11 protein-coding genes are annotated in these 12,385 nt (G+C 39.6%); 1 reads left to right on the forward strand and 10 read right to left on the reverse strand.

The window, feature by feature from the left end; all coding sequences use genetic code 11:
- Nucleotides 1-4: 4 nt before the first annotated feature.
- From DUT70_RS08380 to DUT70_RS08390, 3 genes are all read right to left on the reverse strand, one after another.
- The gene (locus DUT70_RS08380; RefSeq protein WP_113646879.1) at nucleotides 5-925 is read right to left on the reverse strand and encodes a glycerophosphodiester phosphodiesterase family protein; all 921 of its coding nucleotides are present in this window, start codon (nucleotides 923-925) and stop codon (nucleotides 5-7) included.
- A gap of 6 nt (nucleotides 926-931) precedes the next feature.
- A complete protein-coding gene (locus DUT70_RS08385) occupies nucleotides 932-2,062 on the reverse strand; it encodes a metallophosphoesterase (RefSeq protein WP_162926594.1) in 1,131 nt (376 codons plus the stop codon).
- A 511-nt stretch (nucleotides 2,063-2,573) separates the two neighbouring features.
- Nucleotides 2,574-3,944, reverse strand: coding sequence for a dipeptidase (locus tag DUT70_RS08390; protein ID WP_113646881.1), 1,371 nt, complete (start codon nucleotides 3,942-3,944; stop codon nucleotides 2,574-2,576).
- A gap of 147 nt (nucleotides 3,945-4,091) precedes the next feature.
- On the opposite strand from DUT70_RS08390, the gene DUT70_RS08395 reads away from it, so the two are divergent.
- Entirely contained in the window at nucleotides 4,092-5,048 is a 957-nt protein-coding gene (locus DUT70_RS08395) for a zinc dependent phospholipase C family protein (RefSeq protein ID WP_113646882.1), read from the forward strand.
- A gap of 522 nt (nucleotides 5,049-5,570) precedes the next feature.
- Here the strand turns inward: DUT70_RS08395 and DUT70_RS08400 are convergent.
- The 7 genes from DUT70_RS08400 to DUT70_RS08430 form a co-directional block, all read right to left on the reverse strand.
- Nucleotides 5,571-6,242 carry a VTT domain-containing protein gene (locus tag DUT70_RS08400; RefSeq protein ID WP_162926595.1) on the reverse strand — a complete coding sequence of 224 codons (672 nt, stop codon included), beginning with the start codon at nucleotides 6,240-6,242 and terminating at the stop codon, nucleotides 5,571-5,573.
- A 413-nt stretch (nucleotides 6,243-6,655) separates the two neighbouring features.
- The gene (gene dnaN, locus DUT70_RS08405) at nucleotides 6,656-7,780 is read right to left on the reverse strand and encodes a DNA polymerase III subunit beta (protein WP_113646883.1); all 1,125 of its coding nucleotides are present in this window, start codon (nucleotides 7,778-7,780) and stop codon (nucleotides 6,656-6,658) included.
- Between the two features lie 34 nt (nucleotides 7,781-7,814).
- Nucleotides 7,815-9,548 (reverse strand): gliding motility-associated ABC transporter substrate-binding protein GldG, encoded by a 1,734-nt coding sequence (gene gldG, locus DUT70_RS08410; protein ID WP_240432061.1) that lies wholly within the window; start codon nucleotides 9,546-9,548, stop codon nucleotides 7,815-7,817.
- The gene (gene gldF, locus DUT70_RS08415) at nucleotides 9,542-10,270 is read right to left on the reverse strand and encodes a gliding motility-associated ABC transporter permease subunit GldF (RefSeq protein WP_113646884.1); all 729 of its coding nucleotides are present in this window, start codon (nucleotides 10,268-10,270) and stop codon (nucleotides 9,542-9,544) included. Before gldF ends, gldG begins: the two co-directional genes overlap by 7 nt.
- Before the next feature lie 91 nt (nucleotides 10,271-10,361).
- Nucleotides 10,362-11,015, reverse strand: a complete 654-nt coding sequence (locus tag DUT70_RS08420) for a porin family protein (RefSeq protein WP_113646885.1) — start codon at nucleotides 11,013-11,015, stop codon at nucleotides 10,362-10,364.
- Between the two features lie 157 nt (nucleotides 11,016-11,172).
- Nucleotides 11,173-11,703, reverse strand: coding sequence for an outer membrane beta-barrel protein (locus DUT70_RS08425; protein ID WP_113646886.1), 531 nt, complete (start codon nucleotides 11,701-11,703; stop codon nucleotides 11,173-11,175).
- Between the two features lie 140 nt (nucleotides 11,704-11,843).
- Nucleotides 11,844-12,380, reverse strand: coding sequence for a hypothetical protein (locus tag DUT70_RS08430; RefSeq protein WP_113646887.1), 537 nt, complete (start codon nucleotides 12,378-12,380; stop codon nucleotides 11,844-11,846).
- Nucleotides 12,381-12,385 lie beyond the last annotated feature (5 nt).

Raw genomic sequence — 12,385 nt, forward strand, 5'->3', positions numbered from 1 at the left:
ATGGTTATTTAATAAATTTACTTTTGCTGCTCTTTACGGGCATCAAACCTTGAATGGATTCATAAGCTTCTAGCGCCCTATCGCTTAAAAGAATATCGGCTCCGTCTTCAATAGTCTTTCGATAAGATTGCGTTCGCATTTCTTTGTTCTTCTCTTTCTCCATCACCTTTGCCGTATACACGAAAACCATCATGCCTTTAGCGTGCACCAAATCATAAAATTCCTTCTTTTTAGGCTGACCAAAATAAGCTACCATATTTTCATTGGGAATGCCCGTAGCTTCATAAGCTTTTAGTTTTTCTTCGTTACTTACAAAGATTTCAAACATCAGGTTTTTATCCTTCCCATAATAGAAAGCAGCCTCTTCAGGCTCGTAAGCCGAGATCAACACGCTACTTTCAGCGTTGTTTCTTTTAATGATTTGGTACAATTGCGCCAAAGGCACGTCCTTTTTATCAATCATTAAAATAGTTTTACCCTTTGCCCATTGCAGCATTTCATCCAAAGTATGAAGACCATATTGAGTTGGCTTTCCATCCTTGTCCTTAAGCTTTAATTGCTTTACCTCCTCCCAGGTGTAGTCAGCTAGCTTACCCTTTCCCGTAGTGGTTCGTTCAAGTGTTGCATCGTGCAAAATAACCGCCACGCTATCTTTGGTCAACCTGGGATCGACCTCAAAAAAAGCGGGGATTTTAGAAAGCACATATTCCAAACCCGCAATAGAATTCTCAGGATAAAGCTCCTGCGCTCCACCACGATGCCCACAAATCAGTGGAATGCGGTCGGGGGTATATTCGAAAAAAGCTTTTAATGCTTTGGTTGAAGTAATCGAAAAAGTATGCAGTTTTTTTACTTGTGCTACTGCTGGAGAAACCAACAGCATCAAAAGCAGCAAGCAAATCCAAGTATTCCCACATTTTATCATCACAGATTAATTGTAAAGTGGCACCGAAAAATTACTGTCCTCGTCCGCCTCTTCCAAAATCCTATCTTTTTGAGGGATAAAAGTTCTGACGTTTAAAACTTGTTTGCTTTGGTTAAACTTCATTAAACGCAAAATCCCATTACCGCCGTTACGATCTTTATCGGTAAACTCTGGATTTCTCCTACCCTGATAATCGGTTAATATCACTTTAATGGTACGCCCTTCAAACTTCACTTCTCGCATAGCCTCCCCACTTACATGTCCGCAAAGCATCATGAATACATTTGGCGAGTGTTTAAACTTGTTGATGATACGATTTCCTTGCTTGGTGAAAGTACCAGGTTTTGGCGCCACACCAACGCCAGCCCTAAAGTTGCTGCCGCTAGTGGTATCAGGTCTAAGGATATTATGGCTCACCACAATTGCTTTTCTATCGGCATGCTTAGCCAATATATCTGCACCCCAATTATGTACCTTTTCCTCTAAAGCCGCATCGTAAAACTCTTTCTTATTAGGATCGTTAAAGATGAGATATAGCACAATAAATTTTTCGCCATTCGCCTCAAAAAGATCGTAATGGTTATCATTGGCATCCGAGTTTTGGTAAGCCCCACCATAATACGGCCTACCTTCAAAATGCTTACGTCCAAAATATTTGGTGTAACCAATTTTACTTCCATTTGGATCACCATTCGGCCTCACATCATGGTTGCCCACCGCCACACCGTAAGGAATACCATAAGGCAGGCCAGGCAGCGGTTTCTCCAAACGATACATCGCATCTTTTGCTCGGTCCCATTGCTCAGGCAACTTATCACCTTGGTCGGTAATATCCCCTACATGCACCACATAAGCAATCTTTTCCTTTTCAGCATTGGCCGTAATCCAATCTATCTGGTCGTAAAACATATTCATATTTCCGCCATATCGCTCACCAGTATAGTACTGCGTATCGGCCAACACCGCAATATTAAAAAATTGATCATCCTCAGCCTGCGCAGCACCAACAGCTTGATTAGTTTGAAAAACATTAAAGTGTTTGGCCCCCAGACCAAGCAGCGACAGACATAAAAAAGAATAAAGAATGATGATCCTTCTCTTATAAACAGTCGTAGAAAAAACAGAATAAGCAACCATTTGAAACAAATTAAAAGTTATTTGGAAAGTTAACAAAATACATCTTGATGAAAAAATTAATTTCGACATCAGATAACATCGTTCAAAAAACACTTGCGCTTGATGATCATTTCAATGGTTTCCTATGATAATTATATACATCGTTATTACAAGGCAGACCCTGAAATAAATTACCTTCGGTGAGCTCGCCAAGGCTCGGTTTGCTTTGCAGCTACTTCGTGGTCAGGGTGACGCTAAATCGGCGTTTCGTCATGCTGTCCCGAACATTCGGGATCAGCATCAGTTTTATCGTATCTTTTGCTTAGCCTTAATAATCAGTCATTCAAAAATAGAAACTCTACTTTTCGAAAGCATTCAAAAGATAAGCATCTGAAACTAGCCGCGAATTTATCCTAACTAAGTAAAGGCAACATTAACAAATCGTCAACATTACCCTCCAAAAAACATTGCCAACAAAAAAGCCTTCCCGCATGAACAGGAAGGCTTTCTTTTAATTACAGAAAAATAAATCTTACTTATTTAGCTCTGCGTAATATTTATGGAATAAAGGCAATGTTTCAATTCCCTTATAGTAATTGTAAATATCGTATTTCTCGTTTGGCGAGTGCAGCGCATCACTATCCAATCCAAAACCAAACAATACCGATTTAATGCCAAGTACATTTTCAAACAAAGCCACAATTGGAATACTACCACCACCACGTGTAGGAATTGGCTTTTTACCAAAGCTATCCTCAATTGCTTTTTCAGCAGCACGATAAGCTATGCTATCCGTTGGCGTAACCACAGGCTCACCTCCGTGATGTGGCGTAACCGTAACTTTTACCCCTTTTGGTGCAATCTTCTCAAAGTGCTTCGCAAAAATCTCACTAATTTCATCCGAATTTTGGTTAGGTACCAAACGCATCGAAATCTTTGCATTCGCTTTGCTTGGCAATACGGTTTTAGCACCTTCGCCAATGTAACCGCTCCAAATACCATTCACTTCCAAAGTTGGTCTAGTACCAGTACGCTCCAAAGTGGAGTAACCTTTTTCGCCCCACTCCGCATCAATCTCTAAATCCTTTTTATATTCCTCTAAATCAAACGGCGCCGAGTTCAATGCTTGCTTTTCAGCATCACTTAACTCTACCACTTTATCATAAAACTCAGGAATGGTGATATGGTTATTTTCATCATGCAAAGAAGCAATCATTTTGCAAAGAATAGTGGCTGGATTAGCTACTGCACCACCATACACCCCAGAGTGCAAATCCCTGTTTGGTCCAACTACTTCTACTTCCATATAAGCCAAGCCTCTTAAGCCCGTCTCAATCGATGGATTTTCCATGCTAATCATCGAAGTATCAGAAATCAACACCACATCAGCTTTCAAACGCTCCGTGTTCGCTTTCACAAAAATACCCAAGTTAGCAGAACCCACTTCCTCTTCCCCTTCAATCATAAATTTAACATTACAAGCCAACGTATTGGTCTGCATCATTAATTCAAAAGCCTTCACGTGCATATAAAACTGGCCTTTATCATCACAAGCACCACGGGCATAAATTTTACCATCGCGTACCGTAGGCTCAAAAGGAGGCGTTTTCCATAATTCCAATGGATCTGGCGGTTGCACATCATAATGGCCGTAAATTAAAACAGTTGGCAAACTCGCATCCACAATCTTCTCTCCATATACAATTGGATATCCAGCAGTCTCACAAATTTCAACATTATCAGCACCAGCATCTTTCAGTTTTTGCGCAACAAAATCAGCGGTTTTCAATACATCCCCTTTATATTTCGGGTCTGCACTTACCGAAGGGAAACGCAACAACTCAAAAAGCTCGTCTAAAAAACGTTGCTTATGATCTTCTACATACTTCTTTATTTCTTGCATAAGATTTATATTTTGGGACAAATATAGGTATTTTGGTATCAGCAGAAGACTATAAAGGCCGACAAAAATTTGTCAGATTTTAGCGATAAGTAAGGGTTTTTGCTATTTTTATTGAAAAATAAATTTCACCTTCTGATATTGTTCCCAATGAAAAAGCTGTCTATTTCTTTGCTGTTGTTCGGTACTGTAATTTTATGCGCTTCTTGGGGCTTTTTTGCGCATCAACGCATTAACCAACTGGCCATATTCACCCTACCAGAAGGCATGATTGGTTTCTACAAAAACAACCATAAGTACATTACCGAGCATGCCATTGATCCAGACAAGAGAAGATATGCCGATACCGCCGAAGCACCCAGACATTATTTAGACGTAGAAAACTACGAAGAACATATCGACAGCATTCCCGAAAAATGGAACGATGCCGTAAACAAATATGGCGCAAAGAAAATTGCCAGCGATGGCATGGTACCATGGCAAATACAACGCACTTACAGCAATTTGGTCAGGGCATTTAAAGAACGCGACTCGTTAAGGATTTTAAGATATTCGGCCGATTTAGGCCATTACGTGGCCGATGCCCATGTGCCATTGCACACCACCAAAAACCACAATGGCCAGCTCACCAACCAAACAGGCATCCATGGTTTTTGGGAAAGCCGTATTCCCGAGCTGTTTGCCAAAAACTACAACCTTTTGGTGGGCAAAGCTACCTACATCGAAAACCCTTTAAAAGAAGCTTGGAAAATTGTGAAAAAAGCCCACACCATGGTCGATACCGTATTGACTTTTGAAGCAAAACTCAGTGCAACCTTCCCTGCCGATCAGAAATACGATTTTTCCATGCGAGGCAAAAACGTGATGAAGCAATACTCTGTAGCTTACACCAAAGCCTATCAAGACATGATGAAGGGCATGGTAGAACGCCAAATGCGCTCCTCAATTATCAAAGTAGGTTCTTTTTGGTTTTCGGCCTGGGTTGACGCTGGACAGCCCGACCTCAGAAACATGATTAAAATTGAAGCCACCATCGAGGATAAGCAGCAGGCCGAAAAAACGGACAAAAAATACCAAGAAGGTAAAATTATTGGGCGGGAGTTTTAAAGCCCATTAAATTTAACCAACCATAACCCTTTCATTTTTTTGAAGCGCAAAAGCCCTGCACCTCACTCCCTAAACTCCCGCCATGCATTACAAGTCCTCGGCTTCGTGCCTCAGCCTGCGGGCTTTCCATTGCTGTCGGGGCTAACATCAACGTAATTGCCATCAAACCCCTATTCCGTCTATCACAGCAACCACCTCAACAAACTCCTCAAACCCTTTCAGACTTACCAAGTTTTGAAACGGCGAAGCCCTCAACTTCAGCATTAATCAGACTTACGAAGTTTTAGAAACTTCATAAGTCTCCAAAATACCATCCAACAATAATCGTCAAGCTATAAATCTAGTTTAAAATGACCATCGGCAACTCCTCTTAAATGGCACGTGTACCATCAAGCAACAACACGCGTGTCATCGAGTAACGGCACACGTGTCATTTGGTATTCACACACGTGTCGTTTTATAATATCAAACCAGCAAGATTTTCACCTCATAAAAAAGCCCCGAAAATTCGGGGCTTTTTAATTAAATCGTTTCGCTATCTTCTATCTTTTCTTTCTTTTTAAAGAGTGATTTCAGTCCTGCAATCACTACTGGAGCAAAAGTTCCAACCGCAATAATCACAATAATCACCTCAAAGTTTTTCTCTACAAAAGGAATTTTACCTAATAAATAACCTGCAAAAGAAAGACTGAAAATCCATGCAAAACCACCAATAATATTATAGGCTGTAAATTTACCAAAAGACATTTTTGCCGCACCAGCCACAAAAGGAGCTATGGTTCTGAAAATAGGCAAGAACCTGCTAAATACAATGGCTTTAGAGCCATGTTTTTCGAAATACTCGTGCGATTGGTGATAGTATTTGAGTTTTAAAATTTTATTCTCTTCTTTAAAAACTTTTACCCCAAAATACCTTCCCAAACGATAATTAAGGGAATTGCCTAAAATGGCCGCAGCGGTTAAAATAAAGCACATGAACCAAATGTTCAAACCTGTATCACCACCAGCAATAAGGGCGCCAACGGCAAACAACATCGAATCGCCAGGTAAAAAAGGGGTAACTACAAATCCTGTTTCAGCAAAAATAATGATGAACAAAATCAAATAAGTCCAAGTCCTATAATTTTGGATAATGGTTACTAAAGTATCTTTAGTATCAGTAAGTAGCTTAATTAATAAATCTAGTATTTCCAATGTAGTTAAATTTTTCCGCTAAAATAAACAATATGCCTTGCAAAAAAACACCTATTTACGATTATGACATTTTTGTAAGGACAGGGATGATTTGCACCTGCCATTAAGTGTTTAAACTCACCCTCTCTGCCTTTCGGCATTTATTGACAATTATGTTATTGTATTTTGGCATCAATGAGCTCGCTACGCTTCGGTCCTCCCTAAAAGAGAGAGAAAAGTACTTGGGAAAGGAAGCAGTAAACCTATTAGCAATACAGCACCAATTAGCACCACCAATCCCCTCGCCTTTTCAAGGAGAGGGTTAGGGAGAGGTTTAACAATCACAAAACTTAGGTTTAATCAATAAACGATAAGCATAAAAAAAGCTTAAAGTATACACTCTAAGCTTTTTTGATTAAATATTTTTTAAATGTTTAGTAGCTGCTATTTAGCATTACAGGCATTACCAACATCAATACATCTTCATCTTGGTCATTGGTTTGAGGAATTAACAAACCTGCTCTGTTTGGCGTAGAAAGTTCTAAAGTTACTTCCTCACCGCTTAGGTTGTTCAACATCTCGATCAAGAAACGGGCATTGAAGCCAATTTCCAAATCTTCGCCATCATATTGGCAGCTCAAACGCTCATGCGCTTCGTTAGCAAAGTCTAAATCTTCCGAAGAGATATTCAACTCGCTACCGTTGATTTTCAAACGTACTTGGTGCGTGGTTTTGTTGGCGAAAATAACTACCCTACGTAGTGTATTTAAGAACAAAGCCCTATCAATCACCAATTTATTAGGATTGTTTGCAGGAATTACCGCTTCGTAATCAGGGTAACGCTCGTCAATTAAGCGACAAATTAAGTTGATGTTTTCAAACTTAAAGAAAGCACTGGTAGCGTTATAATCTACAGAAACATTGACATCGCTATTTGGCAAGGCCGCTTTCAACAAAGTCAAGGCTTTCTTTGGCAAAATAAAAGAAGAAGCTTTATCCGCTTTGGTATCATTTCTTCTGTAACGAACTAATTTATGTGCATCAGTAGCTACAAAAGTGATGTTTTGAGGAGATAGTTGACAAAAAACGCCCGTCATTGCAGGACGAAGTTCATCGTTACTTACTGCGAAAATGGTTTTGGTAATGGCTTCGCTCAATACCGATGCTGGCAAGTTTACCGAAGAGGCATTGTCAACAACTGGAATTTTAGGGAAATCGTCACCGTTTTCACCACTCAATTTATATTTTCCGTCACCAGCGCTGATTTCGATGGCGAAAGTATTATCATCTACATGGAAGGTAATTGGCTGGTCAGGCAAAGTCTTCAACGTGTCTAGCAAAATTCTTGACGGTACAGCTACTTTTCCTTCTTCTTTTGATTCAACAGGCAAAGCAGTGGTCATACTCGTTTGCAAGTCGGTAGCAGAAATGGTCAAATTTCCTTCTTTAATCTCAAACAGGAAATTCTCTAGGATAGGCAATACTGTGCTGCTGCTCGAAGCACCATTAACCGTTTGTAAATGTTTTAATAATGTCGACGTAGATACTATAAATCTCATAGTTTGTTATATATAGATTCAAAAGTATGAAATTTTACCTTGCATACTTGTGTTTACGATAATAATGTTGAAAAATTGCGAAACATATTAACACTAAAATTGGCGCTACGGTATTCACCAGCTGCCATTTTGTTTTCTCCGTACGTAAAAGCGTCTTATCCAGTGGTCTTACGGTAATTTCCTTGTTGCGCAAAGCGATGAGGTTATCTTCGTTGGTAAAATAATCTACAATATTTAACAACAATGCCTTGTTCCCATAATTTTGCTGGGTGTAGCGGTCAAAGCCCAAAGGGAAAGGAGAACCATCGCCAGAAACCTGGTTCATGAAAACATCACCATCCCCTATCACAATCATTTTGGTAGGTTTGCTTTGCGCTGGAACGTCATAAGGCTCGGTAATCCTTTTGGGCACTGGCCTATGGAGGAAAACCGACTTAAAACTTCCCTCCAACAATACCCCTACACTTTTAGGTGTACTGGTAAACTCCTTTTGGGTAGGCTCTTGTTCTACCATTTGGAGGTTAAATAACTTAGGCGAAGTGTAAATTTTATTGTAAGGCGAAGTAGATAAAATAATATGCTTACTCACGTTTTTATTGCCAATGGTGTCTACCGTACTGGCAAATTCGGCTTTTACGTTATCCAAATTTTTCACCACGCTATTGCTGGTATCTGGCAATAAAATAGGATAATAAAGCCAAGGCGCTAATTGGATATCGCCACGCGGGCCACCAGGCATGGCCACTGGGATTTCGGCACAGTTTACATCTGCAATGATGTCGTAGTTTACCCTGGCACCGTATTCAAACAGCATATCGTCCAAGTTAAGCGTATTGTTGCCCGCCATAAACGATCTACCGCTACGCAAACTATCCAAAGCCATGCGTACTTGGTCTATCGACCACAGCACCTGACCACCTTTCATTACAAAATAGTTGATTTTATACTTCTGAGCTTCGGTGAAGGCATTTAAAGGTTTGGCAACCACCAACATTTTCAAGCTGTCCAATCCTTGCTTGGTAATGGAATCCAAATTTACACGGCCTATTACGTAGCTATCGGCCAGCGTGTTGATGGCATCGTACAAATACCTGTTATCTGGTTCTCCGTTTCCTTCCGTAAAACCAACCCTCGGATTATAGCCCGTAATGACTTTCTTCAATGAAGAAGTGAACACGTATTCGAGGTTTTTAATGGAGTTGTTAATGCTCTGATCGTAGTTGGAAGCTTCTCCCCCTAAATTTTGCAACAGCTTTACGGGCATGCGCTTACCATTGCTTTCGATCATGGCCATAGGGTAAACCAGCTTCTCCGAGAAACCCGCATCTGTTTTAATGTTGATGTTGGTAGGTTTAATTCCCTGCTCAAACAAGCGTTGAATCACGGTATCCTGTTCGGCAGCAGAAAGCCCTGAAAGCGGATCAATAAAAACCAATTTAAAATTTCCTTTGGCATAAGCCCTGTAGTCCGATAACAAATCTTTAGTCGCATTACGCAAGCGCTTAAAAGCTGCAGGCATATCACCATCTAAATAAATGGTCACCACTACATCATGCTTATTCTGTTGCAGAATTTCTTTGGTTTTTTGGGTGAGGGTAAAGCGTTTTTCCTTCGTAAAATCAATACGGGTATAGGCAAATTGCGCAACTACATTTACCACTACCAATGCCAACACAAATAGCACTGGTTTTAAAATTTTATTTGTCCTTGTTCCTTGCTCCTCACTCCTTACTCCTTGATCCATGTTCCTTGCTCCTTTACCTACCATTTTCTACCTCCAATCACTACATGGGTTAAACCAAAAAACAAAGCCACAAAGGAAACGAAGTAAACGACATCGCGGGTATCTAAAACTCCCCTACTGATGGACTGATAATGTTCTGCAATTCCCAAATTGGCCAGCTGGTTTTCGATGCCCCGAAAGGCCGAAATCTTACTGACTGAATCAAAACCACTATAAGCGAAAAAGCACAAGAAAACAGAAACCGCAAAAGCGATGATTTGATTTTTAGTGAAAGAAGAAGCGAATATACCGATAGCGGTAAAGGCACCCCCTAACAAAAACAAACCAATGTACGAACCAATGATCGCCCCTGTATCTAAATTACCTTTGGGCAAACCTAGCTGTGCAATACTATAGCAGTAAATTAAGGTAGGCAACAAGGCAAACAACACCAGCACTAAACAGGCCAGGTACTTTGCACTAATGATTTGTAAATTGGTTAACGGTCTGGTAGCTAAAAGGACATAGGTCCCTTCTTTTCTTTCTTCGGCAAAGGACCGCATGGTGATGGCCGAAATCAAAAACATAAACAGGTAGGGCACCAAACCAAAAAAGCCATCCATTTCGGCATAGCCGTATTCTAAAATGGAAGTATCAGGGAAAAACCAGAACATTAAACCACAGGCCAATAAAAATATGCCAATGGTGATGTAGGCCATTAAGGAATTGAGGAAACTGAATAACTCTCTTTTGAATACTGCTAGCATGCCCTTGGATTGTGATGCCGAAGTTATACAATATCTATTAAAACAAAAAAAGTCCCGCACATGCGAGACTTTTTCATTTATGTTGTTTGATTTAGAACATGAAGCCTAAACCAACTGAAAATACTCTGTTTTTGGTTTTCTCACTGCTGCTATTTTGCACTCCAGTTAAACCAAGACCATAACCCGCATGTAAATTCAGTCCATTGTTCAATTTATATCCACCCAAAAAGTTAACACCAAATTCCATTCTTTTATCTTGTCCTTCATCAGAACCAAAATCTGCATCAACTTTCAAATCTCCTGCTTTCATGTTGGCAGAAAGAGCATAAGCTGCATAGGGACCAGCGCCTATAAAGAACTTACCTGTACCAGCATTAAAATTTGCTAGCAAATTCAAAGGAAGCTCCAAGTAAGAATAATTGAATGTAACTTTATCAACGCCTTCAAATTCCGAAGGATCAGCTCCCATTTGCTCTATCATTTCATCTACGTTAAACTTTCCGCCTTTTCCAATATAGGTTAAACCAGGCTGAAAAGAGAAAATTGGAGAAATATTAATATCTGCTACCGCGCCTACGTAAAATGAAGTTTTAGATGATGTGCTGATAGAAATGCCCATTGCGGAAGCTGTTTGGCTTGGTAAAGCTAAACCTGCTTTAACTCCGAAAGAAACTGGTTTGTCTTGAGCGTTTACGGCAACATTTAAACCTGCTGCTAACGTTAATAATAGAAGGATTTTTTTCATTTTGTTTTTTTGATTATTTGATTGTTAATTAACGAATTACAAAACTAATAATTTAGTCAATAAAAAACCCCAACAATGTGGGGTTTTTAAAACTTTTTCGTCTAACTGCATTCAAGCTAATACAAAAATGATTACAGTTATACTTTTTTAGCTTCAACTATAGGCCAAATGCAAAAGCTGCACGTAAGCCAATGAATGATAAAGTACCGTTGTTAGACCAGCTCTCATAACGTACACCGAAATCTAAGCTAGATTTATCAGCTAATGAGAATGAAGCGCCTAAACCTGGAGCATAAGTGAAAGCAGTACCAGAACCTGATTCAGTACCAAAAGTAGCACCTAGTTCAGCAGCACCATAAAAGTTACCACCAAAATAGTATTTACCACCTGCTTTAACAGGAACATAACCAGCGCTAGTTTTCATTCCAAAAGCTTCTGCTGCTTTTTTAGTATCGCCAGTTAACATTCTTGAAGAGTAACCACCTGAAAGAGTGATGTTGAAAGATTTTGCAACTGGGTGCTCATATTGTAATGAACCACCAACAATCATGTTGTCTTTAGAGTTATCTCCTGTAGGGAAACCAAATTCAGCACCTACGCTTAATTTTCTTGCAGCACCTTCTGTTTGTGCGTTAGCAGCTAGACCTAAGCCAGCTACAAGAGCTAATGATAATAATAGTTTTTTCATACTTTTTAACGTAATTTAAATTTGTGTATTAATTAATAATTGCCTCAATAGACACAACAACTACGCCAATAGTTACAAAATTATCACAAATAAATTACAAACAATTGAAAAACAAGCCATTATTTTTAACAATTCCCTAATTAAAGACCGAACACGTAACCTAACTTTAATCCAACAAATCCGAAACTTGTAGTTTTTAAGTTAGTAATGCCACTATTGCTAGAGTTGGCCCAAGCTTCATATCTTAAACCAAAATCTAATTTATTGTTGCCACTTCCAGTTTTAAAACGGGTACCAAAACCTGGCGACCAAATAAAGGAGGTTTTGGAAAAACCGCTTCTGTAAAAGGCAGCTCCTGCCTGTGCTTCTACATAAAAGTCGGGTGTTGGATAGTATTTGAAACCTAGTTTGGTGGGAATGGCCTCAATATTTGGCACCCTACTTCCAAAATATTTTTTACCGATAAAAAGGTTATAGCCCCCGTTGGCGGTAATGGCATATTTATCGTTTATGCCAAGTTCTGCTTTTAATGATCCGCCAAAGCCAATGCCACTAATGCTAGAGGCATTACCTGTAGGGAAGTTGATTTCGGGAAATAAACCAATGGTGATTTCTTGGGATTGTGCTTTAAATACGATGGCGAAGGCTAAAAATACGAACGAAAGGAATCTCTTCATGGGGT

This window comes from Pedobacter chitinilyticus, from assembly GCF_003313385.1.
Lineage (GTDB): Bacteria > Bacteroidota > Bacteroidia > Sphingobacteriales > Sphingobacteriaceae > Pedobacter > Pedobacter chitinilyticus.